Source organism: Dactylosporangium vinaceum (assembly GCF_019904175.1).
Taxonomy (GTDB): domain Bacteria; phylum Actinomycetota; class Actinomycetes; order Mycobacteriales; family Micromonosporaceae; genus Dactylosporangium; species Dactylosporangium vinaceum.
In genome coordinates this window covers 10,725,848-10,749,734 of the sequence record NZ_CP061913.1, presented here as the reverse complement: position 1 = coordinate 10,749,734, position 23,887 = coordinate 10,725,848, and the positions used below count along the sequence as shown (strand labels likewise).

At 71.0% G+C, this 23,887-nt stretch carries 27 protein-coding genes and 1 pseudogene; 9 read left to right on the top strand and 19 right to left on the bottom strand.

From position 1 onward, the window contains the following. Positions 1 to 33 precede the first annotated feature (33 nt). Positions 34 to 426 carry a hypothetical protein gene (locus Dvina_RS48325; protein ID WP_223098596.1) on the bottom strand — a complete coding sequence of 131 codons (393 nt, stop codon included), beginning with the start codon at positions 424 to 426 and terminating at the stop codon, positions 34 to 36. A 55-nt stretch (positions 427 to 481) separates the two neighbouring features. Continuing rightward, positions 482 to 934 (bottom strand): MarR family winged helix-turn-helix transcriptional regulator, encoded by a 453-nt coding sequence (locus tag Dvina_RS48320; RefSeq protein ID WP_223098593.1) that lies wholly within the window; start codon positions 932 to 934, stop codon positions 482 to 484. Positions 935 to 994: 60 nt separating this feature from the next. Between Dvina_RS48320 and Dvina_RS48315 the strand changes: the two genes are divergently transcribed. Then, positions 995 to 2,566 carry an MFS transporter gene (locus Dvina_RS48315; RefSeq protein WP_246655800.1) on the top strand — a complete coding sequence of 524 codons (1,572 nt, stop codon included), beginning with the start codon at positions 995 to 997 and terminating at the stop codon, positions 2,564 to 2,566. 3 nt (positions 2,567 to 2,569) lie between these two features. Here Dvina_RS48315 and Dvina_RS48310 read toward each other — a convergent pair whose 3' ends face one another. From Dvina_RS48310 to Dvina_RS48295, 4 genes are read right to left on the bottom strand one after another with little or no spacing between them, the layout of a single operon-like run. Further along, positions 2,570 to 3,064: a hypothetical protein gene (locus tag Dvina_RS48310; protein ID WP_223098590.1), complete on the bottom strand. Its 495-nt coding sequence runs from the start codon at positions 3,062 to 3,064 to the stop codon at positions 2,570 to 2,572. Positions 3,065 to 3,089: 25 nt separating this feature from the next. Then, positions 3,090 to 3,566: a macro domain-containing protein gene (locus Dvina_RS48305; protein WP_223098588.1), complete on the bottom strand. Its 477-nt coding sequence runs from the start codon at positions 3,564 to 3,566 to the stop codon at positions 3,090 to 3,092. 16 nt (positions 3,567 to 3,582) lie between these two features. Beyond that, positions 3,583 to 4,080, bottom strand: a complete 498-nt coding sequence (locus tag Dvina_RS48300) for a cysteine peptidase family C39 domain-containing protein (protein WP_223098585.1) — start codon at positions 4,078 to 4,080, stop codon at positions 3,583 to 3,585. Positions 4,081 to 4,100: 20 nt separating this feature from the next. Next, a complete protein-coding gene (locus Dvina_RS48295) occupies positions 4,101 to 4,394 on the bottom strand; it encodes a metal-sensitive transcriptional regulator (RefSeq protein ID WP_223098582.1) in 294 nt (97 codons plus the stop codon). 153 nt (positions 4,395 to 4,547) lie between these two features. Here Dvina_RS48295 and Dvina_RS48290 point away from each other — a divergent pair, with 153 nt between their 5' ends. After that, positions 4,548 to 6,719 (top strand): putative bifunctional diguanylate cyclase/phosphodiesterase, encoded by a 2,172-nt coding sequence (locus Dvina_RS48290; RefSeq protein WP_246655799.1) that lies wholly within the window; start codon positions 4,548 to 4,550, stop codon positions 6,717 to 6,719. Here the strand turns inward: Dvina_RS48290 and Dvina_RS48285 are convergent. Continuing rightward, entirely contained in the window at positions 6,682 to 7,272 is a 591-nt protein-coding gene (locus Dvina_RS48285; protein WP_223098579.1) for a thymidine kinase, read from the bottom strand. The genes Dvina_RS48290 and Dvina_RS48285 overlap by 38 nt on opposite strands. 174 nt (positions 7,273 to 7,446) lie before the next feature. Between Dvina_RS48285 and Dvina_RS48280 the strand changes: the two genes are divergently transcribed. From Dvina_RS48280 to Dvina_RS48270, 3 genes are all read left to right on the top strand, one after another. Next, positions 7,447 to 8,202, top strand: coding sequence for a hypothetical protein (locus Dvina_RS48280; RefSeq protein WP_223098575.1), 756 nt, complete (start codon positions 7,447 to 7,449; stop codon positions 8,200 to 8,202). A 742-nt stretch (positions 8,203 to 8,944) separates the two neighbouring features. Continuing rightward, on the top strand, positions 8,945 to 9,718 hold the full coding sequence (locus Dvina_RS48275) for a hypothetical protein (RefSeq protein ID WP_223098572.1): 774 nt from the start codon (positions 8,945 to 8,947) through the stop codon (positions 9,716 to 9,718). 17 nt (positions 9,719 to 9,735) lie between these two features. Continuing rightward, positions 9,736 to 10,398 carry an MOSC domain-containing protein gene (locus tag Dvina_RS48270; protein ID WP_246655798.1) on the top strand — a complete coding sequence of 221 codons (663 nt, stop codon included), beginning with the start codon at positions 9,736 to 9,738 and terminating at the stop codon, positions 10,396 to 10,398. Here the strand turns inward: Dvina_RS48270 and Dvina_RS48265 are convergent. The 6 genes from Dvina_RS48265 to Dvina_RS48240 form a co-directional block, all read right to left on the bottom strand. Beyond that, the gene (locus Dvina_RS48265) at positions 10,372 to 11,235 is read right to left on the bottom strand and encodes a dioxygenase family protein (protein ID WP_223098569.1); all 864 of its coding nucleotides are present in this window, start codon (positions 11,233 to 11,235) and stop codon (positions 10,372 to 10,374) included. The genes Dvina_RS48270 and Dvina_RS48265 overlap by 27 nt on opposite strands. 30 nt (positions 11,236 to 11,265) lie before the next feature. Continuing rightward, positions 11,266 to 11,478: a hypothetical protein gene (locus Dvina_RS48260; protein WP_223098566.1), complete on the bottom strand. Its 213-nt coding sequence runs from the start codon at positions 11,476 to 11,478 to the stop codon at positions 11,266 to 11,268. 52 nt (positions 11,479 to 11,530) lie between these two features. Continuing rightward, positions 11,531 to 12,193, bottom strand: coding sequence for a phosphotransferase (locus Dvina_RS48255; protein WP_223098563.1), 663 nt, complete (start codon positions 12,191 to 12,193; stop codon positions 11,531 to 11,533). 81 nt (positions 12,194 to 12,274) lie between these two features. Continuing rightward, positions 12,275 to 12,898: a response regulator transcription factor gene (locus tag Dvina_RS48250; protein WP_223098561.1), complete on the bottom strand. Its 624-nt coding sequence runs from the start codon at positions 12,896 to 12,898 to the stop codon at positions 12,275 to 12,277. After that, positions 12,895 to 13,707 carry a M20/M25/M40 family metallo-hydrolase gene (locus tag Dvina_RS48245; protein ID WP_223098559.1) on the bottom strand — a complete coding sequence of 271 codons (813 nt, stop codon included), beginning with the start codon at positions 13,705 to 13,707 and terminating at the stop codon, positions 12,895 to 12,897. The genes Dvina_RS48250 and Dvina_RS48245 overlap by 4 nt, the downstream gene beginning before the upstream one ends. Before the next feature lie 229 nt (positions 13,708 to 13,936). Next, positions 13,937 to 14,455: a hypothetical protein gene (locus Dvina_RS48240; protein WP_223098558.1), complete on the bottom strand. Its 519-nt coding sequence runs from the start codon at positions 14,453 to 14,455 to the stop codon at positions 13,937 to 13,939. Positions 14,456 to 14,541: 86 nt separating this feature from the next. Here Dvina_RS48240 and Dvina_RS48235 point away from each other — a divergent pair, with 86 nt between their 5' ends. Beyond that, positions 14,542 to 14,748: an RNA-binding S4 domain-containing protein gene (locus tag Dvina_RS48235; protein ID WP_223098557.1), complete on the top strand. Its 207-nt coding sequence runs from the start codon at positions 14,542 to 14,544 to the stop codon at positions 14,746 to 14,748. 259 nt (positions 14,749 to 15,007) lie between these two features. Here the strand turns inward: Dvina_RS48235 and Dvina_RS48230 are convergent, their stop codons facing one another. The 3 genes from Dvina_RS48230 to Dvina_RS48220 all read right to left on the bottom strand — a co-directional run bounded on the left by Dvina_RS48230 (position 15,008) and on the right by Dvina_RS48220 (position 17,559). Then, entirely contained in the window at positions 15,008 to 15,832 is an 825-nt protein-coding gene (locus Dvina_RS48230) for an NADP-dependent oxidoreductase (protein ID WP_223098556.1), read from the bottom strand. Next, positions 15,829 to 16,470 carry a hypothetical protein gene (locus Dvina_RS48225; RefSeq protein WP_223098555.1) on the bottom strand — a complete coding sequence of 214 codons (642 nt, stop codon included), beginning with the start codon at positions 16,468 to 16,470 and terminating at the stop codon, positions 15,829 to 15,831. The genes Dvina_RS48230 and Dvina_RS48225 overlap by 4 nt, the downstream gene beginning before the upstream one ends. A 90-nt stretch (positions 16,471 to 16,560) precedes the next feature. Beyond that, the gene (locus Dvina_RS48220) at positions 16,561 to 17,559 is read right to left on the bottom strand and encodes a LacI family DNA-binding transcriptional regulator (RefSeq protein WP_223098552.1); all 999 of its coding nucleotides are present in this window, start codon (positions 17,557 to 17,559) and stop codon (positions 16,561 to 16,563) included. A 276-nt stretch (positions 17,560 to 17,835) separates the two neighbouring features. On the opposite strand from Dvina_RS48220, the gene Dvina_RS48215 reads away from it, so the two are divergent. The 3 genes and pseudogenes from Dvina_RS48215 (at position 17,836) to Dvina_RS55895 (ending at position 21,122) form a co-directional block, all read left to right on the top strand. Continuing rightward, positions 17,836 to 18,171 carry a hypothetical protein gene (locus Dvina_RS48215; RefSeq protein WP_223098550.1) on the top strand — a complete coding sequence of 112 codons (336 nt, stop codon included), beginning with the start codon at positions 17,836 to 17,838 and terminating at the stop codon, positions 18,169 to 18,171. Positions 18,172 to 18,301: 130 nt separating this feature from the next. Continuing rightward, positions 18,302 to 20,038 (top strand): aa3-type cytochrome oxidase subunit I, encoded by a 1,737-nt coding sequence (ctaD, locus tag Dvina_RS48210; protein WP_223098547.1) that lies wholly within the window; start codon positions 18,302 to 18,304, stop codon positions 20,036 to 20,038. A gap of 370 nt (positions 20,039 to 20,408) precedes the next feature. Further along, a pseudogene (locus tag Dvina_RS55895) lies at positions 20,409 to 21,122 on the top strand (integrase core domain-containing protein). A 349-nt stretch (positions 21,123 to 21,471) separates the two neighbouring features. Here the strand turns inward: Dvina_RS55895 and Dvina_RS48200 are convergent. The 3 genes from Dvina_RS48200 to Dvina_RS48190 form a co-directional block, all read right to left on the bottom strand. Next, the gene (locus tag Dvina_RS48200; protein ID WP_223098545.1) at positions 21,472 to 21,846 is read right to left on the bottom strand and encodes an STAS domain-containing protein; all 375 of its coding nucleotides are present in this window, start codon (positions 21,844 to 21,846) and stop codon (positions 21,472 to 21,474) included. A gap of 217 nt (positions 21,847 to 22,063) precedes the next feature. After that, positions 22,064 to 22,636, bottom strand: coding sequence for a nicotinamidase (locus Dvina_RS48195; protein WP_223098543.1), 573 nt, complete (start codon positions 22,634 to 22,636; stop codon positions 22,064 to 22,066). Continuing rightward, a complete protein-coding gene (locus Dvina_RS48190) occupies positions 22,633 to 23,877 on the bottom strand; it encodes a nicotinate phosphoribosyltransferase (protein ID WP_223106132.1) in 1,245 nt (414 codons plus the stop codon). Before Dvina_RS48190 ends, Dvina_RS48195 begins: the two co-directional genes overlap by 4 nt. Positions 23,878 to 23,887 lie beyond the last annotated feature (10 nt).

Below are 23,887 nucleotides of genomic sequence, written 5' to 3'. Positions count from 1 at the left end.
ACCCTAAGCATCGGCCGGGCCGTAAGCGAACCGTCAGGTCTCGCCGCCGAGATCCGTCTCGTACGCCTCGTGGAGCAGGTCCGCCCCGCGCTGCCGGTGCAGCCACACCTCCCGGATGAGCCGGTCCGCGTGCCGGCGCACGGCCTCCGGCGGGTGCCGGTCCGAGAGCCGGCCCTCGAGCTCGTCGAGGGCGGACCACACGGTGCGGTGGTCGCCGACGAGGTCATTGAGGTAGGGGGCCAGCCGCGGCGCGTCGTCGATCACCCCCGCGTAGAGGCCGCTCGGCCCCTCGGTCACCGCCACATGGCGGGCGAACGCCAGCTTGAGCTGCGCCACCGCGCGGGTCACCGCGAGCCCGAATGCCGGGTCGCCGACCGGTGTCTGGATGGCGTGTTGCATGCGCTGAATGCCGCCGAGCAGTTCCATGCCGCACCTCCCGCCCACACTCCATGATGTGACGGGGAACACACACCTGTCGAGACTAGAGCGTGGGTAACTCTTCGCTCTGGGCCGCTGGAGCCTCGGTCATCCGGCGCAGCCAGGCGCTGACCACGGCCAGCTCGTCGGCGCTGAACCCGCTGGAGAGCCGGGCCTCGACCGCCTGGACCGTCGGGATCGCCTCGTCGAGCCGGACCCGGCCCGCCGCGGTCAGGAAGATCTGCTGGGAGCGGCGGTCGGTCGGGTGCGGCTTGCGCTCGACCAGGCCGGCCTTCTCCAGGCCGGTGAGCATCTCGTTGGCCGACTGCCGGGCGGTGGAGACCTTGCGGGCCACGTCGGCCACCGACATCCCCGGCGACTCGTCCAGCAGCAGCAGGGACGCGAACTGGGCCACCGACAGGTCGTGCTCGACGAGCGCCTCGGCGACCACCCCGCGCAGGGTGAGCCAGGCGTGGCGGACGAGGAACGTCGAGCAGGCGTCGATCGGGGTGGCCATGCCCCTATTTTGCATGGAATCCTATTGACAGGGACCTGCCAATCTTGCGAGTGTGACGACATGACCGTCAGGGACCTGTCAATTGACCTTACCCGGCAGCGGCGCGTGCTGTCGGTGTTGGTGTTCGCCGCGGTGCTGATCTGGATCGACACGACAATCCTCGGCATCGCGCTGGAGCGCATCGCCGACCCGCGCACGGGCCTCGGCGCGACGCCGGGCCAGCTGCAGTGGGCCGTCGGCTCCTACGCGCTGCTCTTCGCCACCGCCCTGTTCGCCGCCGGCGCGCTCGGCGACCGCTACGGCCACCGCACGATCCTCGTGCTCGGGCTGCTCTGCTTCGGCGCCGCCTCGATCTGGGCCGCCTGGGCCGGCGACGCCACCGGGCTGATCCTGGCCCGCGGCCTCATGGGCCTCGGCGGCGCGATGATGATGCCGACCTCGATGGCGATCATCGGTGCCACCTTCCCACCCGAGCGCCGCGCGGGCGCGATCGCGATCTGGGCTGCGTCGAGCGGGGTCGGCGTCGCGCTGGGCCCGCTGCTCGGCGGGGTGCTCGTCGACCACTTCTGGTGGGGCTCGGTCTTCCTGGTCAACCTGCCGGTCGTGGCGCTGGCGCTGATCGGGATAGCACTGGCCGTACCGAATCCGAAGCTTGCGCAGCGACGCCGTCCCGATCCCATTGGGCTCCTGCTGTCGACGGGCGGTCTGGCCGCCCTCGCCTACGGCCTCATCGAGGCCGGTCAGGACACCGACTGGGCCCGCCCGGCGGTGTGGGGCCCGGTCGCCGCCGGCCTGGCGCTCCTGGTGCTGTTCACGGTGTTCGAGTGGCGCACGGCCGAGCCGTCGTTCGACCCGCGGCTGTTCCGCAGCTTCCGGTTCAGCGCCGGCAACCTGGCGCTGGCCGCGCTGTTCTTCGCGATCACCGGTCAGATGTTCTACGGCAACTTCTACCTCCAGGGTGCCCGCGGGATGAGCGCGCTGGACACGGGCTTCGCGTTCCTGCCGGGCGCGCTCGGCGTGGCCGTCGGCTCGGTGCTCGGCGCGCGGTTGGTCAAGCGGTTCGGCCTGGCCTGGATCAGCGGCGTCGGGCTCCTCGTGGTGGCGGGCGCGTTCCTGACCAACCTGGCCTTCGACGTCGACACGCCGCTTGTATGGTTCTGCGCTGTGGGCCTGGTCAGCGGTACCGCCATGGGCATGACGATCGCCCCCACGTCCGCCGCCGTCATCGCCGCCCTGCCGCTTGACCGCATGGGCGCGGGGTCCGCTGTCAACAACACGCTCCGCCAGGTCGGCAGCGTGCTCGGCATCGCCCTGCTGGGGACGGTCCTGACCACCGCGTATCGGGACCGGATAGCCCCGGCGCTGGCCGGCCTGCCCGCGTCCGCGCGCGACGCCGCCGCCCCGTCGGCCGAGCACACCCGCGCGGTCGCCGACGCCCTGCACCGCCCGGACCTCACGCGGGCCGCCGACGACGCGTTCATCGCCGCAATGCACGTGACCGCCGCGACGGCCGCTCTCGTCGCATTTCTGGGAGGTGTACTGCTCATCGTCGCCTTCACCCGCGGACGCGCGGACGCGGCGGGCCGGCCGCAGCCCGATCGGGAGCGCCGAGACGTGGCCGAGGTCGCCTAGCGCTCACAGCGGCTCGTCGGACTCGAAGCAGGGAGTGGCGACGTTGACGCGGAGGATGTCGGTGCCCTCGGGGGCGACGGAGATCATGACGCGGTCCGGGGTGGTGGCGTTCAGGGCGGTCGAGCCGTCCGTCGGGGCCGGGGCGACCGTGTACCGCTCCGCCGTGTAGTGCGCGCGCAGCTTCTGCAGGGCGGCGGGCTGCTGGTCGGCCGGGACGGGGACGTCACCGTAGGTGATGGCGGTGAAGGTGTGCGGGCCCTCGCACGGACCCAGGGAGCTGGTCGGGGCGCCGGCGGGCGGGATGCCCAGGGTGGTGGCGGCGTCGGTGCGGTACCTGTCGGCCAGGGTCTGGGCGTCGGCGTGCCGCATGCGCTTCACCGGGCCGCTGGCGGCGGTCTGCGGCGCGGGTGTGCTGTTGTCGTTGTTCGAGCAGCCGGACAGGGCGGCCAGGCCGGACAGCACGGCCACGGCCGGCAGCAGGCTCAGGATGCGCCTCATTGCACACTCCCAAAAACGGTACGGATCAGGTGAAGTCGTACACAGTGGTCGAAATGTCGCGGGCGCACAGGTTGGTGATGATCAGCGGTTCGATCCGGTCCCAGCGGCCGCCGGCCAGGCCCGCGCCGATCCTCGGCATGTGCACGGAGGCGGCCAGGGCTACAGCGCGGTCGGCAAGCGTGGCGAGGCAGTGGTCCAGGGCGTCGTAGCGGATCGGCGGGCCCTTCGAGCCGGTGCGCATGCCGTGCTGGCCGATCATGTTGGCCACCCAGGTGTCGGGGCGGACCTGGATCACGCGTACCGCACCCAGCCCGAGGTCGTTCCCCGCCCGCTCGCGATGCCAGGCCCGGTAGTCGCGCTCCGGCTCCGGCCAGCGGCGGGACACGGCCAGCACGAAGCCCTTGCCCCAGCCGCCCAGGTCGTTGCAGACGTGCGCGATGACCTTCGGGCCGGCGGCCTGGGGACTCGTCGCGTCGCCCTGGACGTAACGCAGCGCAAGCACGGCAGAAGACCCTACGTCAGACGGTTCGGCGGGGCAGGACCAGGGCGAAGGCGCGCGGGAAGCCCAGTGGATCGAGCTTGCGGCCGGCGACGTCCTCGACAGCGATCGTCGTCTCGCTGCCGCGGGCCGGGTTGAAGCACTGGAGCCGCCCGCTGTCGTGGCCGATGATCAGGATCCAGTGGCGCGGGATCGAGTTGCCGATCAGCAGGCCGACCGGCCAGTCGCACTCGACAGCGGCGATCGCCGGGGCCAGATCGCCCCGGAAGACCCGCCAGCCGTACCGCACCCCGAGCGGAGCCGTGTGCCGGGAGATGACGGCGGCCACGCCGGGGGGAGTGGTGCCGAGCTTGCGCGGCCAGATGAAGTTGGCCGCCCGGTGGAGGCGGTGCTGTTCGGCCGCCGGATCGGTGACAGTGGCGCCGTATTCGGGGTCCAGGGCGGCCGATGCGACGAGCGCGACAGTCGGGCCGCACGTGAAACCGTCGGTCTGGCGCACGAACGAGTAGTCGGGCACGCCAGGAGGATAAGGAACGGTCAGCCGCGGCGCAGGAGTCGTCCCACGGCGGCCATCATCTCCGTGGTCATCTCCTCGGCCTTGCCCTCCTGCGCGCCGTTGTGCATGCAGTGGCGGGCGTGGTCGTCGAGGAGCCCGAGCGCCACCTTGTCCAGCGCGGCCTGGATGGCGCTGATCTGGGTGAGGATGTCGATGCAGTACCGGTCCTCGTCGACCATCTTCTCGACGCCGCGGACCTGGCCCTCGATGCGGCGCAGGCGGCTCTGCAGCTGATCTTTGGTGGCGGTGTAGCCACGCGGCGTCGGCGCAGTCATGGCGACAAGCATACCTGCACTTCCCGAAACCCCCTGGGGGTATGAAACCCGATCACAAACCTCAACCGATGGGCGCCGACTGCCGATAACCCTCGCGTGAGAGAGTGGCTGACCGGGCGCCTCTGGGCCACCTGGTTACTCGGGGGATGCCTGGTGGCAGCGGTCTTCGCGCTGCTGCCGGCCGGGTCCGCCGCGGCCGATCTCGTGCACGTGGCAGCCACCGTCGCCGCCCTCGCGGCGCTGCTCTACGGCGTCCGGCGCAACCGGCCCCGCATCCGCGCGGTGTGGCACTGCTTCACGCTCAGCACCGCCGCCTGGGCCGCCGGTGACATCGCCTTCACCGTGTACGCGCACTCCGCCGGCACCGTCGCGTACCCCTCGATGGCCGACGCGTTCTTCCTCGCCGCCTACCCGGCGCTCGCGGCCGGCAGCTGGCTCGTGCTGCGCCGGCAGGGCGACGACCGGGCCGGCTGGATCGACGCCGGCATCATCGCGATCGGCTGCGGACTGCTGCTCTGGACGTTCGTGATGCGCCCCATCGTGCACAACCAGGACCTGTCGGCCGTGCAGCGGACGGTGTCGCTGGCCTACCCGGTCTGCGACATGGTGCTCCTCGTCTCGCTGGCGCGGCTGCTGGCCGGGCGGGTCGCCCGCACGCCCACCTACTGGCTGCTGGCCGGGAGCCTGGTGCTGATGTTCGGGGCCGACCTGGTCTACGCGGGACAGTTCAGCTTGTCGGCGGTACCGAGGGAGTTTGTGCGCATCGGGTGGCTCCTGTCCGGTTTCGCGCTCGCCGGAGCGGCTCTGCACCCGTCCATGCGCACGCTCACCGAGCCGATCGCCGTGGACGAGTCGCCGCTGTCCCGCAAGCGGCTGGCCGCGCTCGCGATCAGCTCGCTCGTCGCGCCCGCGCTGCTCGTCGGGCAGGGCCTGGCCGGCGTCGCGCACCTGGACTGGCTGGCCATCGGCGTCGTCGCGGCCGCGCTGTTCCTGCTTGTCGTGGTGCGCATGTCCGGGCTGGTGCGGCAGGTGCAGACCCAGGCCGACCAGCTCAGCGACCTCGCCATGCGCGACGACCTCACCGGCCTGCCCAACCGGCGCTTCCTGGAGGAGCTCATCCGCGAGGAGCTCGACGCCGGCGGGCGCCCGCAGGTCGCATTCATCGATCTCGACGACTTCAAGGGGATCAACGACGGGCTCGGCCACGCCGTCGGCGACCAGCTCCTGGCCGCCGTCGGCCGCCGGCTCACCGGCGTGCTGCGCCCCGGGGACGTGGTCGCCCGGCTCGGCGGGGACGAGTTCGCCGTGCTGATGCCGGACACCCCGCACGCCGCGGCCGACGCCCTGGTCGGCGAGCTGGCCGCCGCCCTGGCCGAGCCGGTGTTCGCCGGCGAGCACCACCTGCTCGTCCAGGCCGGCATCGGCGTCACCGACGCGGAGGGCACCCGGGACCCGTTCGAGCTGCTGCGCCGGGCCGACGTCGCCATGTACGCGGCGAAGGAGTCCAAGACCCGCCAGGAGCGCTTCCGCCCCGAGCTCGACCAGCGGGCGAGCGAGCACGCCCGGCTGGGTGCGCAGCTGCGGGAGGCGATCGACCAGGGCCAGTTCCAGCTCGTGTACCAGCCGATCGTGGCCCTCCCGCGCGGCGAGATCGCGGGCGTCGAGGCGCTTATCCGCTGGCACCATCCGGAGCTCGGGTTCATGAGCCCGGCCGACTTCATCCCGGTCGCCGAGCGCAACGGGCAGATCGTCGAGCTGGGCGCCTGGATCCTGCTCGAGGCGTGCTCCCAGGCGGCGACCTGGATCGCCACCCTCGGCGCGGCCGCACCGGGCAAGGTGAGCGTGAACGTCTCGGCCCGGCAGCTGGTCGAGCCCGACTTCGCGGAGGTGGTGGCGGCGGTGCTGGCCGCCACCGGGCTGCCCGCTGAGCGCCTCGCGATCGAGGTCACCGAGACCGCGGTCTTCGGGGGCGGGCGGGCCATCGAGGCGCTCGAGGGAGTACACCGGCTGGGGGTGCGCATCGCTCTTGACGACTTCGGCACCGGGCACTCGTCGCTCGGGCTCCTGCAGACGTGCCCGGTCGACATCCTCAAGGTCGACAAGTCGTTCGTCGACAACGTCACCATGGCCGGGCGCCACTCCGTCATCGCGACCGCACTGATCAACGTCAGCGACGGGCTGAATCTCGACGCCATCGCCGAGGGCGTGGAGACGGCGGAGCAGGCGGCCGAGCTGTACCGGCTGGGCTACCGCTACGCCCAGGGGTACCACTTCGGCCGCCCCACCCCTAGTCCCCAGTTCGCGCTGGAGTCGGCCGCGGCGTGAACTGCGGCAGCACGACGCACGTGCGGCAGCGGGGCTCGTAGGTGTACGTCCCGTCGTCCGGCAGTGCGGTCGACGGCGGCAGCTCCCGGATCATCGGCTCGCCGTGCTCCAGCACCTGCGTGTACACGGCGGAGAACGAGCGGCACCTGTCGCACACCGCGCGCCGGTAGGTCACCGCGGCCGGCCCCAGCTCCAGCAGCGCCCGCACCGGCGCGAACAGCTCGCCGCGGTGGTCGAGGTCGATCCCGGCGGCCACGACGCGCGTCCCGTTGATCAGCAGCCGCCGCACCACGTCCATGTCGCCGAGCGTGAACATGTGCACCTCGTCGATGCCGACGACGTCGAGCTCCTCGTCGAGTGCGGCGGCGAGCGAGTTGGCCTTCACCGTCGCGAGGGCCGCACCGCTGCGCGAGACCACACCGGCGTCGCGCACGTGCCTGGCGCTCTGGAACACACGGTGGCGCGTGTCCGTGTACTGCAGCGGTGAGAGGAGGCTCACAAGCTCGAGCGACTTACCGCTCTTCATCGGCCCGAGGATGAGGGTCAGATCCACCGCGCCAATGTAGGCCGGGTTGCAAGCTCGGCTCATAGCGGGCAGGGTTGAGGAATGCGCGGCGGTGGTGGCGTCCACTATGGACGGTGTAATAGGTCGGGCCCCCTTTGGGTACCCATTGAGAGACGAACCTCTTTCTGACCGGTCTCGTTCCCCCTCCGAGGTGCCCACGTCATGCAGAACTTCGCAAATGGGATGCAGCAAGCCCTGACCATCTGGCTGGCCCTGCTGGCCGCCGCGATCATCGCGTTCTTCGTGATGTCGCACATCAACCGCCGGGCGACGGGCGGCCCATCATGGTGGAGCCGCATCCGCCGGGCGATCCACAACCCCGACGCGAAGCGCGAGAAGCTCGCCAAGGCCGAGCGAAGTGCCAAAGAGATCGAAGAGCTGCGGCGGTACTGCACTGAGCTCACCGTGGCCGCCGAGCGCGCCACCGCCATGGCCGACCGCCGCCGCAACGAGTGGGAGGCCGCCCAGCGGACGCAGGAGGCGGCCTGGCGCGCCTTCGAGGAGTCCGAGCAGGACGTCCACCGCCTCCGCCGCGCCAACGCCTTCCCGCTGACCGACGACGACCCGGAAAGCCGCCGCCGCCACCTGGTCCGCATGGTCAACGCCGCCCACGACCGCGGCGACATCTCCGCCTCCGACCTGGCCGACGCGCTCATGCACCGCAACGGCTGGGACCCGCAGGCCCACCCGTTCGCCCAGCAGATGATGCTGCAGAAGGCCATCACGGACCGGAAGTTCCGCGCCTATCAGGAAGCCTCGGAAATCGAACGCCAGACCGCGAAGGCCGCCGACCTGGCCGCCGCCTCGAAGCGCAGCCTGGACGACGAGAAGTTCAACGCGGAGCTGAAGCTGCGCAAGGCGACCGCCGTAACCTCGGAGAAGTCGGCCGCCGCACTGCGGGCCGTGCCGGCTCGGTAGCGCTTGCTCGCGCGGGGCCTCCGACGGGTCGGATTCCGATAAGTCGGGCGCTCCGCGCCGCGCTGCGCTCGACTTATCGGATTTATCCGTCGCCGGGCGATATGTCGGGATCGCGGATTACGCCTGACTCGGACGAGTGTTCGGGTCCTTTTGTCGCTCTCGCATTGCCGTGAGTCGAACGACGCCGGCCGCTGGACAAGCACGACCATCGGTCGCATTCGCTGGCCAAAGGGTGGGCCGCGCGCTGCACTGTGCTGAGCTGCGCCGTGGTAGCGGACTGCGCGGTGGTGCAACGGCAGCGGGTTGAGCGGCGGCCGGCCCCGGTGTGGTGGTACGGGCCGGGGGTGGTGCGGCGCCGCGGGAGGTAGGAGGGCCGGCGAGAGCGCGCTGGCGGCTGAGAGGCGGTCGGCGGGTGACTGCGGCGTGTGGGTGAGGGTGGCGGCGTGCGAAGGGCGCGCGCCCGGCTGATCGGCTGTGCTTGCGCCGCTTGGGGCGGGCTCGGCGTGGCCTGCCGGTCGCGTCCGCGCGGCATCGTGCACCGCGTGGCGGCGTGCGTCCACGACCTGCCCCGCGGCTCGATGTCGGCGTGCTGGTCGAGGTGCTGAGTCGGCGTGGTGGGTCGGTGGTGGCGGGCTCGTTGCGGCTGAGGGCGTGCGGGCGAGGTGGGGCGGCGGTTTCAAGGTCAAGTCGGTTGAACAAGATGTAACGTAGAAGTAACGTTGCGTGATCTCAGGAGCCGGCCATGGGCATTGAGCTGTCGATCGTTGCGGGGCAGTGTTATGCGTCGTCGAGCGTCAATGCTCGCGGGGAGGACCGGCACGCCACGAGTGAGTCGGAGGTCGAGCTCTTCGGGCTCGGCGAGGAAGGGCTCACCGAGGCGGTGACCGCGTGCCTCGGGCGGCGGCCGGACCGGGTGCAGATCGACGGGCTGCTGCACGGTACGCACGGGTGGGCGCCGGTCACCACCACGCTGCGGGTGGCCAGTGCGTCGATCACCGGTGTCGGGTCCGAGCCGGTCGAGCTGCCGCTCGCTGACGGGCCGCGGCTCGTGTCCACCGCGGCGCACGTCTGGTCGCCGAACGGTGGGGTGGTGGCGGCGGAGGACGTGCAGTACGCCATCGACATCCCGAACGGGCAGCGGCTCACCTATGAGCATGCCTGGGGCGTCGACACCGTCGAGTCGTCAAGCATCGAGATCGCCGAGGACGTCAAGACCAACACGCTGCTCGCCCTGCGGATCGATCTCGGGGTGCGGATCGTTTATGACGCCTATCTCAGCGGGGACGTGGCGGTGCTGTTCCGCGACGGGCACGAGGGGCATCGGGTGTGGGGTGTCGACGTCGGCACGGTCATGGCGGCGGGCGGGCGGCCGAACGGGCGGAACTTCGCCGAGAATGTCCGCGTTCGGTACCTCGCCGGGGCCCGGGTCGTGCATGCGGGGCCGGGCGGCCAGGTCAGTACCGTCGGCGGCCCCGGGATTCGGGCCGGTGCGGATCTGGCTCTGATCCACGCCTGACCGCTATTTTGGCCGTCGTGGCCTACCTGCTTTCCGTGAACACCGGCGTCCTCGTGTCCAATGAGCACTCCGACGCGTCAATGACCGGGATCGACAAGCAGCCGGTCGACGGGGCGGTGGCGATCACCGTGCCGGGGCCGCGCGGGACCCGGCCGACGGGTGTCGCCGGGGACTGGATCGCCGACACGCGCCATCACGGGGGGCCGGATCAGGCGGTGTACGCGTACGCCCGCGAAGACCTCGACGCGTGGGGCGCGGAGCTGGGCCGCGAGCTGCCCGGGGGCGCGTTCGGGGAGAACCTCACCACGTCCGGGCTCGATGTCACGGGCGCCCGCATCGGCGAGCGGTGGGTGATCGGCGACGAGACCGTGCTGGAGGTCACCGCGCCGCGCATCCCGTGCCGGACGTTCGCGGCCTGGCTGGGGGAGAAGGGCTGGATCAAGACGTTCACGCAGCGGGCACTGCCGGGGGCGTACCTGCGCGTGATCACGCCGGGCCGGGTCCGGGCCGGCGACGAGGTCCGGATCGTGCACTCGCCGCGGCACGACATCACCGTCGGGCTCGCGTTCCGGGCGCTGACGCTGGAGCCGGAGCTGCTGCCCCGGCTCGAGGTCGCGATCGACGAGGTGTCCGCGGACACCCGGCGCAAGCTGCTAAACCGTCTGCAGCGAGCGCTTTGAGAGCCCCATGAAGTATCCCTCGATCACCGACTTCACCGGAGCGTCCGGCCGGTCGGCGGCGCCGAGGGTGACGAACAGCGGCGTGTAGTGCTCGACCGTCGGGTGGGCGAACGGCATGCCCGGCGCCTGGCTGGCGAACCGGCTCAGCGTGTCCACGTCGCCCTTCGCCAGTGCGTCGGCGGCCCAGGCGTCGAAGTCGGAAGACCAGCCGGGGGTGGTACCGCCGCCGCTCCAATGCTCGCGCTTGAGGAACGGCAGCCCGTGGGTCATGAAGCCCGAGCCGATGATGAGGACGCCCTCCTGGCGCAGCGGGCGCAGCCGGCGGCCGAGCTCGAGGAGCCGGTCGGGGTCGTGGGTGGGCAGGCTGAGCTGGAGCACCGGAACGTCGCCGAGCGGGTACATGACCATCAGCGGCACCCACGCGCCGTGATCGAGGCCGCGGCTGCGGTGCTCGTGCAGCGGCTCCGTGTCGGGCATGACGGCGGCGACCCGCTGGGCCAGGGCAAGAGCGTCGGGCGTCTCGTACTGCAGCGTGTAGAAGACGGGCTTGAACCCGCCGAAGTCGTAGACCAGCGGGGTCTTCGCCGGCGTGGCCGAGACCGCGAGCGGCGCCGACTCCCAGTGCGCGCTCACGATGAGGATCGCCCTGGGCTTGGGCAGCTCCAGCGCCCAGTCGGACAGCTCGCGCATCCACGGGCCGTCCTCCAGCAGGGGCGGGGCTCCGTGGCTGATGTACAGGCTGGGCAGCGCCCCGTCCTCGGGCGTCCACGCGCGCTGCTGACGGCTCGCCGGAACCGCGGCGGCGAGGTGCTGCTCGAGGATGGGAAGTTCGCTCATGTTCTCCAGAGTAGCGCGTTAGTTGAGCGCTCAACAAGAGTCGGCGGCCCGGTGCAGGGCGGCGGCGCGGGCCCGGGTGCCGTCCGCGCAGTACACCAGCAGCAGTTCTCGGCTTTTGCGCCCTTGGCGGTCGGTGATGACGGCGCGCTCGACGACGACCCGGGTGGTGGTGAACCGATCGTCGACGGCGATGTCCATGTCGGCGACGCCGATGTTCACCTGCCGGACGAAGAGTGCTTCCATGACAGAAAGCGTGGCGCCGGGCCCGACGGCGGGCGCCGCCCCGGGCGGGTGATCAGAAGCGCGCGCGGGCGGCCGTGGTCACGAGCAGCTTGCCCTCGAGCAGGTGGGCCTTCTCGTCGGCGGTGACGTTCGGGTCGGCCGTGCGCCGGTGCACCGCCGCCTCCAGCTGCGACAGCGGGTTGTCCCGGGTGCAGCTCATGAGCGTGTCGAGGAACAGCTCGGCGTGGTTGTTGAACTGGTGCCCGGGCAGCACGGCGACGGTCGCGATGATCAGCGCGGTCATGGCCACGTCAAGCTCCGGCGGGCCCTCGCAGCTGTTGCGCCAGTCGATGACGACCGGGCCGCCCTCGGTCATGATGACGTTCTCGGGGTGCAGGTCGAGGTGCAGGATGCGGGTGCCGGGGTCGGTGGCCGCGCGGACCCGGACCTTGTGCAGCCGCTCCAGCAGGTCGGCCAGGACCGTCGCCCCGGAGCGCATGTCGAGGGTGCCGTCGCCGAGCGCGCCCATCATCGTGGGCCCGTCGAGGCGCTCCATGACCAGGTCGGCGCCCTCGGCCGCGTAGATGCGGGGCACCGGAAACCCGTGGTCCGACACGTAGCGCATGATCGCCGCTTCCGCGGTGACGTCGCCGCCGCGGCGATACCGCCGGAGCACTCGCCGGTCGTCGAGCGCATACACATCCGCGTCGCGGCCGCTGGCGAGAAGTGCGGTCATGCCGCGACTCTACGTCCCCAGCCGGAATCATTCAGCCCTTCGGGTGCGGCATCCACCCGCATGAAACCGATGGGAGCGCTATCAGAGCCAGCCGTTTTCGTCGGCCAGGCGGACCGCCTCGGCGCGGGTGCGGGCGCCGGTCTTGCCGATGGCCGCCGACAGGTGGTTGCGCACGGTGCCCTCGGACAGGCCGAGCTGGGCGGCGACGTCGGCCACGGTGCCGCCCTCCCGGGCCGCGCGCAGCACATCGGCCTCGCGGGGCGTGAGCGGGCTGTCGCCGCTGGCCAGGGTCTCGGCGGCAAGCGTCGGGTCGACGACCCGCAGGCCCTGGGCGATGCGGCGCACGGCGTCGGCCAGCTGCCGCGCGGGCGTGTCCTTGACCACGAACCCGGAGGCGCCGGCGGCCATCGCCCGGCGCAGGTACCCGGGCCGGCCGAACGTCGTGACCATGAGCACCTTGCAGGACGGCAGCGCCTTGCGCAGCGCCGCCGCGGCCGCGATCCCGTCGATGCCGGGCATCTCCACGTCGAGCAGCGCGACGTCGGGCCGGTGCTCGCGCGCGGCCGCCACTACCTCGTCCCCGCGCCCGACCTCGGCGACGACCGTGAGGTCGGGCTCGAGATCGAGCAGGGCGGCGAGCGCGCCGCGCACGAGGGCCTGGTCGTCGGCGATCAACAGCCGGATCGACGCCGCGGCCGACGTCATTGGGCGATCGTGGTGATCGTCCGGACGGCCGCCTTGACGACGGCCGCCGCAAAGTCGTAGTTCAGCGTCTCCGCGGTGTCGGACGGCCGGTGATAGTGCGGATTGCGGTAGTCGGCCGTGTCGGTCACCAGCAGCGACCGGCGGCCCGCTTCCCAGTACGGCACGTGGTCGCTGCGCATCGCCACTTCCTTGGCGAACTCCGGAAGCACGAGCGGCAGCGACGGTACCTCCAGGTGCCGCGCGAACCGCGCCAGCAGCCCCTGGGAGTTGTCGTCGGCGACGAGCGCGATGAAGTCGCCCCGCTCGGGCGCCTCCAGGTAGTCCTCGAGCTCCTCGGGCAGCCGCTGCGCCGCTCCGGTGAAGCCGATCATCTCGAACACGATCGACTCGGTCTTCTCGGTGATGAAGGCCTGGTGCGCCGCGCTCCCGTCGAACTGCGCCTCTTCCCCGCCGAAGAGCACGAACCGGATCGTGCGGGCCGGCAGGTCGGCGTCGCGCAGGGCCCGCGCGGCCTCCAGGACCCCGGCCACGCCGCTGGCGTTGTCGTCGGCCCCGGGGCTCGTCTCGACGGAGTCCCAGTGCGCGCAGAGCTCGACGGCGTCGTCGGAGGTGCCGCCCTCGATCTCGGCGACGAGGTTCACCTCGTGCAGCTCCCGCCCGTATCGCTCGACCCGCACCTTCAGCCCCACGGCACTGAGCTGGTCAGTGGCATACCGCAGGGCGGCCGGCACACCGGGCAGGTCCTCGAACCGCGGCCCGTGTGCGGTGAGCGCCTCGACGTGTTCCCGTAGCCGCTTCGCTTCGATCACGGTTCACAGATTAATGGAACAGCCCCCGAGGTTCCCGCGCTAGGCGCGTGGGCCGGTCGGACTACACCGGAAAGCCTCGGGGGCTGGGTTGCTGTCTCGTATTCGCCTGACCGCCATCCGGGCGGACACACGAAGTGCGAGTCCAGAGGACGGCGACTAGCGGACAGCCACCTCACGAGTCCCATTGCTACACAACTTTGGACCACCTCCTTTCCCGTGTACTCCCAAATTAGCCAGCTCCGTGGATCACCCGCAACGGTTTTTCGGGAGCATCTTGGTTGTCGCCGCCGATCGGCGGTAGGCGCTTGATCATCCGGCGGACGACCAGCAGCGGGATGATGCCGAAGACCCCGAACGAGATGTCGATCGCCGACCACCAGAGCGGGATGCCGCGGACCGGACCGGCGAACAGCGCGAGCGGCACGACGCCGACGCAGGCGATCATGCCCCACTCGATGATCCAGATGTTGCGCACCGGGTCGCGCAGCGGGCCCCAGAACGCCACGCCGATCACGAGGTGCGCGAAGGCGAGCCAGTCGGTGCCGTACATGATGAAGGGGTACCTGTCGTTCGTCTCCGCGATGCCGCGATCCACCCGCGCGATCCAGTCGACCAGGCCCTGGGGGGCCGGCGAGCCGTCGAGCAGGTGGTGCAGCCAGCGCACCTCGTGCTCGAGCGGGAACGCGGTCACGCCGCTGGCCACCAGCCCCACCAGGAAGATCACCAGCCAGATCCGGATCCGCGTCATGCCCGCAGCGTAGGGCCGCATCCGGGCGCGTGGCGCGGGCCGTCACGAGATCTGCACAACACCCGCCCCGGATACGCTGCACGGTTGTGAGAGACATCGAAATCCGCGGCGACATGATCCGGCTGGGGCAGTTCCTGAAGCTCGCTGACGTCATGGAGTCGGGCGGGGAGAGCAAGGAGCTGGTCCTCGACGGCGAGGTGACCGTGAACGGCGAGGTGGACACCCGGCGCGGGCGCCAGCTGCACAAGGGTGACGTCGTGCGGGTGCTCGGCCAGGTGCTGCGGGTGGCCTAGCGGGCCCGGCACTCAGCAACTTCACAGCGCCGTTTGGGTTGGCCATCAGGTGGGCGGCGGATAGTTCTTCCTGTGACCGGCGCCGGAAAAACCGGAAGCCTCCCTGGATGGTCCACCGGCGCACGGTCACGCCACAACGTTGCTCACAAAAACAGTTGCTGCTGCTGGGGTGGTCAGTAAACGGCAACCGTGATGCGGTCGAGGTCGGGGCGCCACCTGCCGGGGGTGCTCCGGCCTCGACTGTTTTCGGGGCCGGGTCTCAGGGCGTCAGCACCAGTTTTCCGCGTACCTCACCGCTGTCGAGCAGGCGATGCGCGTCGGCCGCGAGCGCCAGGGGCAGCTGGCGGTGCAGGGCGACCCGCAGGAGGCCCCGGTCGGCCAGGTCGGCCAGCCAGCGCAGGTCGGCCGCGGAGGGCGTGGGTGCGGCGTAGCGGCCGCCGGCGGCGGTGATCGCCGGGTTGACTGTCGAGACGGCGCGGGCCGGATCGCTGACGGCGCGCAGGGCGGCCGCGGTCGTCTCGCCGCCCGTGAACTCCACGACGACGTCGGCCTGTGACAGTACACCCGCCGGCTCGGCACCCAGTTCCCGCAGGAAGTCGTCGTCCTCCGGCGACGCGGTGCCCAGCACGCGCTCGGCGCCCAGTGCCCGGGCGATCTGCACCGCGAAGTGGCCCGGACCGCTCGCGGCGTCGGCCACGAGGACCACGTCGCCCTCCCCGGTGCCGGCCGCGCGCAGCGCCTGGAGTGCCGCGACCGCCGCTCGGGGTACCGCCGCCGCTTCGACGAACGAGAAGCTGGCCGGCTTGTGCGCGGCGGTTCCCTCGGACACCGCGGCCCGCTCGGCGTAGGCGCCGTCGGTCCAGGCGTACACCTCGTCGCCCACCACGAAGCCGGTGACCTCCGGACCGCGGGCGAGCACGACGCCGGCCACCTCACGGCCCGGCACCCCCTCGGCGTGGTCCAGATCGGCCCGGTCGACGCCGGCGGCGCGGATCGCCAGCAGCAGCTGGTCCGGGGCCGGGCGCGGGTCGGGCAGGTCCTGCAGGGCCAGGTGGTGGTCCGCGCTGAGCGTGATCGCCTTCACGCCTCCATGTCTAGCGGCTCGCGGACCCGGGCGCAGGCGGATACGGCCAGGTCGAGGGAGGTGAGATACGACAGCCCGGCCCGGGTGAGGCGCGGCACCACCCCGGCCGCGAGCCAGCCGGGGCCGCCCGCGTGGAAGGCGGTGTCGGGGAAGCAGCCGGCCACGGTGAGCAGGCCGGCGACGTCGGCGGAGTCGGCCGTCTGCGACCAGACGACGACGGTGCCGGGGGCGGTGCGCTCGGTCGCCAGGAACAGCGACTCCCATGGCAGGCTCGCACCCAGCGCGAACGTGCCGACCCGCCGCTCGAACAGGGCCGCCGAGAGGGCCTTGAGCGCGAGGTCGTGCTGCTCGCCGGGTGCGCAGGCCAGCAGCACGTGGTTGCTGCGGATGTCGTCGTGGCGCGGGGCGCTGACCAGGTCGAGGCCGCGGGCGATGCCGACGCTGAGGGTGTGCTCGGCCGCGATGTCGATCGGGCGGCCGGGCCGGTCGGGGCCCGCGGCCAGCCGCCGCAGGGCGGGGACGCAGGCCCCGGTCCAGGTCTCGGCGACGCCGTGCTGTGCCGTCAGGGTGACCACGATGCCGGCGACGGCACCGCAGTCCAGATCCCGGGCCGCGTCCAACAGGTCCAAGAGCCGCATACCCAGTCATTCGCCTGGATAGCGGCGCTTGGATGCATCTGCGATACCGGTCCCTGTCGGTCCTGCCGGTGTGGGCGGCAGGACCGGGGCTCAGGCGCTCTGCCGGCGTACGAGAGTGGTGGGCAGCACTGGCGGCTCGTCCCACGACTCGTTGCTCATCTGCGCGAGGAGCTGGCGGGCCGCGGCCGCGCCGATCTCCTCGACCGGCTGCTTGATGGTGGTGAGCGGCGGCTGCGTGAACGCCGCGAGCGGCAGATCGTCGAAGCCGACCAGGGCCACGTCCTCCGGGACCCGGCGCCCGGACTGGCGAAGTGCGTGCAGTGCCCCGACCGCCATCAGGTCGGACGCGCAGAAGACGGCGTCGAGGTTCGGCCGATGATCCAGAAGCCGGGTCATCGCGTGTACCCCGGCCGGCCGGGTGAAGTCGCCGTACGCGATCGGGCCCGGGTCGAGGCCGGCGCGCTCGAGCCCCTCACGGAACCCGGTGAGCCGGTCCACCCCGGCCGAGACGTCCGGCGGCCCGGCGATCGTGACGATCCGGCGGCGGCCCGTGCGGGCCAGGTACTCCACCGCCTGCCGGGCGCCACCCCGGTTGTCGGCGTCGACGTAGGACAGCGCACTGCCCTGCAGCGGGCGGCCGATCAGGGTGACCGGGACGCCGAGGGCCGGGAGCGTGACGACGAGGGGGTGGCTGCTACGGCAGTAGATCAGCATCACGCCGTCGATGTGGCCGCTGCTGAGGTACCGCTGCAGCGACGCCGGCCGTTCACCCGCGGCCAGCAGCATGGGCATGTCGCGCTCGGCGAACGCGGCACTGGCGCCCGCCAGCACCCGGGAGTAGAACGGATCGGCGAAGAGGCGTGCGTTGGGTTCACACACCACTGCGGCGACGGAACGGGGGCGGCGGTCCACAGCGCGGGCGGCGCGCTGACGAACGTAACCGAGCTGATCAACGGCGTCACGAACCTGCTGACGGGCGGTCGGCGAGACTCGGGCGGAGCCGTTGAGCACGCGTGAAGCAGTAGCGGAAGACACGCCGGCAAGGGCGGCGACGTGGGCGAGAGTGGGGTGTTCGGCGGTGTCACGCATGGGGGAGTGCGTGGGATCCAGCGTTTCTGGAGCGGCGGTAATCGACATCGCGACCTCCTCAGATAGCAAGTCGTCGATTTTGGGAGCGCTTCCATACCGCAGCGTCATACACCGTTTCTGCGGTGTCAACACGAGATTGCCGCAAGGTTTCGCGACCGGGGTTCTGTCTGTAAATTTCAGCGGCGCGCCGTGAGCCGGGTCTCCCTGGGGTCTGTACGGGCTCACCGCCTGTCTCTAGCCTGCTGAGGCAGATAGATCTCTCTCTTGGAGGCCGCCGTGCGCGACTGGATCGCCGTGATCGTCGCCGTGCTGGGGGTGCTGCTGGTCCTCGCCGGCGCCGTCCTGATCGTCCTGCAGGCCCTGGGCGACCGCCCGCCGCGGCCCGCCCCGGTTGCGTCCGTCGCCGATAATCCGGACACCCCGCTGGCCGAGCCCGTCGCGGCGCCCGTGGCCGCCCCCGGGGCCGAGCCGATCACGAACCGTCTTTTCGGGGCGGTGAAAAGCCCGACTCCCGCCGATCGGCTGATCTTCTGGGGGATCATCTTGTTGGTGCTGGCCGCAATAGCGGCGGGTGCCATCAGCTTCGACTTCGGGGCCAAGGGCGGTAGCTGAACCCCAGCGTTTCAGCGTCGGGCGAGAGGACTATCCTGCCTGCGGGGTGACTTGTTGATCGCTCGCGCGATCGCCCGGGACCCTGCGGAGCTGGCTTGCCAGCTGGTTCAACAGCCTCAGGAGGCCTTTCGTGACCACCGTCGCACCGAAGCCGATCGTCACCAGGCCATGGCCGGTGCACAAGCCGGTCAAGGGCTCGGCGTTCGCTCGGCTGCTGCGCACCACGGACGCGAAGCAGATCGGCCTGATGTACCTCACCACGTCGTTCGTGTTCTTCATGATCGGCGGGTTCATGGCCCTGCTGATGCGCGCCGAGCTCGCCCGTCCGGGCCTGCAGTTCCTCTCCCCTGAGCAGTACAACCAGCTGTTCACCATGCACGGCACGATCATGCTGCTGTTCTTCGCGACGCCTATCGTGTTCGCGTTCGCGAACTACATCACGCCGCTGCAGATCGGTGCCCCGGACGTCTCGTTCCCGCGGCTCAACTCGTTCGCGTACTGGCTGTATGCGTTCGGCGGCTCGATCACGCTCATCGGCTTCATCACGCCGGGCGGCGCCGCCGACTTCGGCTGGTTCGCCTACGCGCCGCTGAACAGCATCATCCACTCGCCCGGCGTCGGCTCCGACCTGTGGATCGTCGGCCTGGTCCTCTCCGGCCTCGGCACGATCCTCGGCGCGGTCAACATGATCACCACGATCCTGACCCTGCGCGCGCCCGGTATGACGATGTTCCGGATGCCGATGTTCACCTGGAACATCCTGGTCACGAGCGTCCTGGTCATCATGGTCTTCCCGATCCTGGCCGCCGCGCTGCTGGCCCTGGAGGCCGACCGCCGCCTGGGCGCGCACGTCTACGACGCCGACACCGGCGGCGCGATGCTGTGGCAGCACCTCTTCTGGTTCTTCGGCCACCCCGAGGTGTACATCGTGGCGCTGCCGTTCTTCGGCATCATCACCGAGGTCATCCCGGTCTTCAGCCGCAAGCCGGTCTTCGGCTATAAGGGCCTCGTCGGCGCGACGATCGCGATCGGCGCCCTGTCGATGAGCGTGTGGGCCCACCACATGTTCGCCACGGGCCAGGTCCTGATGCCGTTCTTCTCGTTCCTGAGCTTCGTCATCGCCGTGCCGACCGGCATGAAGTTCTTCAACTGGATCGGCACCATGTGGCGGGGCCAGATCACCTTCGAGACACCGATGCTCTTCGCGGTCGGCTTCCTGGTGACGTTCCTCTTCGGCGGCCTCTCCGGCGTCCTGCTGGCCAGCCCGCCGATCGACTTCCACGTGTCGGACACCTACTTCGTGGTCGCCCACTTCCACTACGTGCTCTTCGGCACGATCGTGTTCGCGGTGTACTCCGGCATCTACTTCTGGTTCCCGAAGATGACCGGCCGCATGCTCGACGACCGCCTGGGCAAGGTCCACTTCTGGCTGACCACTATCGGCTTCCACACCACGTTCCTGGTCCAGCACTGGCTCGGCACCCAGGGCATGCCGCGCCGCTACGCCGACTACCTGGCCACCGACGGCTTCACGACGCTGAACACGATCTCCACGATCGGCTCGTTCATCACCGGCCTCTCGACCCTGCCGTTCATCTGGAACGTCTGGAAGTCGTACAAGACCGGCCGCGTCGTCGAGGTCAACGACCCGTGGGGCCACGGTATGTCGCTGGAGTGGGCCACCTCCTGCCCGCCGCCGCTGCGCAACTTCGACAGCATGCCCCGCATCCGTTCGGAGCGCCCGGCCTTCGACGCCCGCTTCCCGGCCCACGCCCCCGGCCACTCGCTGGACGCACCCCCGCCGGGCGGCGCGAAGCCGCTCAGCGCCGAGGCCGACGGTGGGGCCTCGTACCAGGAACAGCACTAGACGCAGCACGAGCACCCAGACGCCCTCGGCCCGCTTCGGCGGCCGGGGGCGTCCCTCGTTTGCGGGCCGCCCGGTTTGGGCCGGGAGGGGCGGTCTGGGGGCACTTCACGGGCTACTGCCGGCCCGGGGTCGGCGGTGGTCGATGCCGGTGTATTCACACCGGGCGCGCGGCGGCGGGCCGGGCGGATGAGTGGGGCTCGGCGTGCCGGCCGGACAAAGCTCGCGACGGCGCGGTGACTCGCGGCCAGGTGTAGTGATCACGAGCGTTGTCGACGCGGCGTGCCAGCTTGATCAAGAGGAATACCTCCGGCGAGGTGGAGCTGCGACGCTTCACCGAACCGGAGGTCACTATGGCCCACCGGAACGCCGCCTGCTCATCCAGCACGTCGTCGTCGGCGGCCGCCCGGTTGCCGACGTCGTCAAGGAACTCGGCTGCTCCCGCGCGACCGGCCGCACACGGCTTGCCCGCCGGCGCGCCGAGGTCGACGCCGGGGCCGCCGACCGGCCGGCATCGCTGCTGGGCTCGTCCGCCACGGCCCGCACCGCCTCGCCTGGCTGGACCGGCCGCCGGCCAGCGCATCCGCCGCTCCGAACGCGACCGGCCCGGCGAACTCGTGCACGTCGACGTCAAGCAGATCGGCCGGCTCCGCGAGGGCAGCGGCTTGCGCGTTCACGGCCGCGACAGCCCCGAACGCCGCCGATCCCCGCGCCAGCACCCGCATCGGCTACGAAAATCTCCATGCGGCCATCGACGACCACACCCGCCTGGCCTACGCCGAATCCACCCCGATAAAAAGACCACCACCCGCGCCAACATTCCTGCACCGCGCCGCCGTCCACTTCACGACCGACAACGCCTTGGCCTACCGCCGCCTGCTATCGGCCACAAGCCAACGGCAAGGCGGAGCGCTTCAACCGCACCATGCGCGACGAATGGATCTACTCCCGGCCCTTCAACTACGGCCAAGACCGCGCCGACGCCTACCCAGATGGCTGCACACCCACAACCCACCATCGTGGACACACCGCGTTCGGAAGCCGGCCGCGCATCAGCCGCAGTGGCCGGGAGCGGTCTGCGGGGTGATCGACGCGCGGCTGCGCGGATCGTCGTGTGGGCCGGGCGGCAGGCGTTGAGCAGACGCGCTGAAGAGCGCCGACGCCGACGGCTCGCCCGGTGGGGCACGCAAGAGTGTCCTACCTGTTGCGTGCGTTCCCGAGGGGAGCGGCAGGAAGCATGACGGTCTTATGAAAATTTGCCGATGATCACCCGGGTGGGTGAATTGGTGACGCTGTGTTAAGGCGCTGATACGGGCTGACACGGATTGTGACGGCTCTAGCGGGGGAGCGCCGTCGCTGGGGTGAGAGCGGGGCGCTCCTCGCGCTGTCGTCTAGGAGCGTCGGCCGAAGCCGGAGAGAGCTACGGTGCGTAGTGGTCAGACCGGCTGGGTGACCCCACCCCGAGGGGCGGGGAGACGGCCGGAGACCGTGCCGGGCGGGATCGGCACGCCGAGGATGTCGCTCACGCCCACCACCGCGAACAAGCGCGCGATGAAGGGGTTGGGCCGGCGAATGTCGAGCTTGACGCCCATGCTGTGGCAGATGCGCTTGGCAACGACGAGGGTGCCGATGCCGGTGGAGTCGAGGAAGGTGACCCCCGCGAGATCGATGACGAGGAGATCGATGCTTCCGTCGAGCACTGAGCTCACTGAGGTGCGGAGCTCCTGAGCGGTCTCATAGTCGATTTCGCCACTCAGCGTCAGCACTGCGTCGCGCTGATCCGAGGGGCGAGTCTCGATCGACAACTTCACGTGACCCTCCTGGTGCTGAGCCGTCCACCATGGACGACCCTTTGAGGTCCCGCAAGCGTAGCGAAGTCTTCCCACTTTCGCCACGCTCCGTGTAGGTGCTCCTTACATAGAGACGTGAGGAACCCTCACATCAAGTGCTGCGGAACCGTCTTGCCCGGATGACGGTACACGTCGGTTGTTACACGGCAAGTCCAGCCACGTGCCATCCGCCGCCCGGTCAGCTCCCGGCCACGACCGGTTCGCCGACGAGCGTCACGCCGGCCTCACGCAGTTCTACCAGCGCAGATGCGGTAGTCGCTCGGGCGACCCCGGCGGTGAGGTCGAGCAGGACCGTCGTAACAAAGCCCTCACGGACCGCATCGAGGGCCGTCGCGCGGACGCAGTGGTCGGTGGCGATCCCGACCACGTCGACCTCGGTCACATCGCGTTCGCGCAGCCAGTCGCCCAGGGCCCGGCCGTCGGCCGCGCCCTCGAAGCCGGAGTAGGCGGCCGCGTATGAACCCTTTTCGAAAATGGCCTCGATCCGGGCGGTGTCCAGGTTGGGGTGCAGCGCGATACCGCCCGTGCCGACCACGCAGTGCACCGGCCAGGTGCTGACGTAATCGGGGTGCTCGGCGAAGTGCGCGCCGGGATCGATGTGGTGGTCCTGGGTGGCCACGACGTGGTCCCAGCGACCCTCGGCCAGCGCGGCCGAGATCTGCGTGGCGACACCCGCGCCGCCGGCCACCGCGAGGGAGCCGCCCTCGCAGAAGTCGTTCTGTACGTCCACCACGATCAACGCCCGCGTCATGCGGTGCCTCCAGACATGATGACCGGGACGGCGGGGTCGCCGGCCGAGAGCTTGAGCCCCTCCCAGGGGATGGAGATGAGGCACTGGCGCAGGTGCTCGCGCGACTCGGTGAGCGTCGGCCGGCCGGGCACCGCCTCGCCGTCGCGCATCAGCGGGCGCTGCAGGATGCGGTCGTGCGGCTGCGGCTCGGGCGTGCCCAGGGAGACGACCACCTCCTCGACCGCTGTGCCTGTCGGCTTGTGCCGGCGCACGGCGGTCTTGCGGCCGCCGACGGTGCCCTTGTTCTCCGAGCGCTTGACGACCGGGCGACCCTCGACCTCGACCAGCTTGTACACCAGCCCGGCGGTCGGGGCGCCCGAGCCGACGACCACGGCCGTGCCGGCGCCGTAGGCGTCGACGGGCTCGGCGGCCAGCGCCGCGATCGCGTATTCGTCCAGGTCGCCCGACACCACGATCTGCGTATCCGTGGCCCCGAGCGAGTCGAGCAGGGCCCGGGACTCGGAGGCCAGCACCGACAGGTCGCCGGAGTCGATCCGGACCGCCCGCAGGTCGGGCCCGGCCACCGCTATCGCGTTGCGGATGCCCTGCGCGATGTCATAGGTGTCGACCAGCAGCGTCGTCTGCTTGCCCAGCGTCGCCACCTGCGAGGCGAACGCGGCCTGCTCCGAGTCGTGCAGCAGCGTGAACGCGTGCGCGGCGGTGCCCGTCGTCGGGATGTCGTAGCGCCGCCCGGCCTCCAGGTTGGAGGTGAACGCGAAGCCGGCCAGGTACGCCGCCCGGGCCGCCGCGACCGCCGCCTCCTCCTGCGTGCGCCGCGAGCCCATCTCGATCACGGGCCGCCCGCGCGCCGCGGTGACCATCCGGGCCGCGGCCGCGGCGATCGCGCAGTCGTGGTTGAGCACGGAGAGGATAAGCGTCTCCAGCACCACGCACTCGGCGAACGTGCCGCTCACGGTCAGGATCGGCGAGGTCGGGAAGAAGAGCTCGCCCTCCGCGTAGCCGTCCACGTCGCCGCTGAAGCGGTAGTTCGCGAGCCAGTCGGCAGTCGTGTCGTCCACGATGCCGCGCCCGCGCAGGAACTCGACCTCGTCCGCGCCGAACCGGAAGTCGGCGATGAGGTCGAGCAGCCGCCCGGTGCCGGCCACGACGCCGTAGCGCCGGCCGATGGGCAGCCGGCGCGCGAACACCTCGAACACACAGCGGCGGTCGGCGGTGCCGTCGCGCAGTGCGGCGGACAGCATCGTCAGCTCG

Excerpts from the sequence above, each read along its gene's own strand:
- Dvina_RS48295 (WP_223098582.1), bottom strand. The coding sequence starts at position 4,394 with ATGACTGCGCCGACGCCGCGTGGCTACACCGCCACCAAAGATCAGCTG.
- Dvina_RS48325 (WP_223098596.1), bottom strand. The coding sequence starts at position 426 with ATGGAACTGCTCGGCGGCATTCAGCGCATGCAACACGCCATCCAGACA.
- Dvina_RS48225 (WP_223098555.1), bottom strand. The coding sequence starts at position 16,470 with ATGCGGCTCTTGGACCTGTTGGACGCGGCCCGGGATCTGGACTGCGGT.
- Dvina_RS48240 (WP_223098558.1), bottom strand. The coding sequence starts at position 14,455 with ATGACGCGGATCCGGATCTGGCTGGTGATCTTCCTGGTGGGGCTGGTG.
- Dvina_RS48260 (WP_223098566.1), bottom strand. The coding sequence starts at position 11,478 with ATGGAAGCACTCTTCGTCCGGCAGGTGAACATCGGCGTCGCCGACATG.
- Dvina_RS48275 (WP_223098572.1), top strand. The coding sequence starts at position 8,945 with ATGGGCATTGAGCTGTCGATCGTTGCGGGGCAGTGTTATGCGTCGTCG.
- Dvina_RS48280 (WP_223098575.1), top strand. The coding sequence starts at position 7,447 with ATGCAGAACTTCGCAAATGGGATGCAGCAAGCCCTGACCATCTGGCTG.
- Dvina_RS48190 (WP_223106132.1), bottom strand. The coding sequence starts at position 23,877 with ATGCTGTCCGCCGCACTGCGCGACGGCACCGCCGACCGCCGCTGTGTG.
- Dvina_RS48265 (WP_223098569.1), bottom strand. The coding sequence starts at position 11,235 with ATGAGCGAACTTCCCATCCTCGAGCAGCACCTCGCCGCCGCGGTTCCG.
- Dvina_RS48310 (WP_223098590.1), bottom strand. The coding sequence starts at position 3,064 with ATGAGGCGCATCCTGAGCCTGCTGCCGGCCGTGGCCGTGCTGTCCGGC.
- Dvina_RS48255 (WP_223098563.1), bottom strand. The coding sequence starts at position 12,193 with ATGACCGCACTTCTCGCCAGCGGCCGCGACGCGGATGTGTATGCGCTC.
- Dvina_RS48220 (WP_223098552.1), bottom strand. The coding sequence starts at position 17,559 with ATGCGTGACACCGCCGAACACCCCACTCTCGCCCACGTCGCCGCCCTT.
- Dvina_RS48315 (WP_246655800.1), top strand. The coding sequence starts at position 995 with ATGACCGTCAGGGACCTGTCAATTGACCTTACCCGGCAGCGGCGCGTG.
- Dvina_RS48195 (WP_223098543.1), bottom strand. The coding sequence starts at position 22,636 with ATGACGCGGGCGTTGATCGTGGTGGACGTACAGAACGACTTCTGCGAG.
- Dvina_RS48320 (WP_223098593.1), bottom strand. The coding sequence starts at position 934 with ATGGCCACCCCGATCGACGCCTGCTCGACGTTCCTCGTCCGCCACGCC.
- Dvina_RS48250 (WP_223098561.1), bottom strand. The coding sequence starts at position 12,898 with ATGACGTCGGCCGCGGCGTCGATCCGGCTGTTGATCGCCGACGACCAG.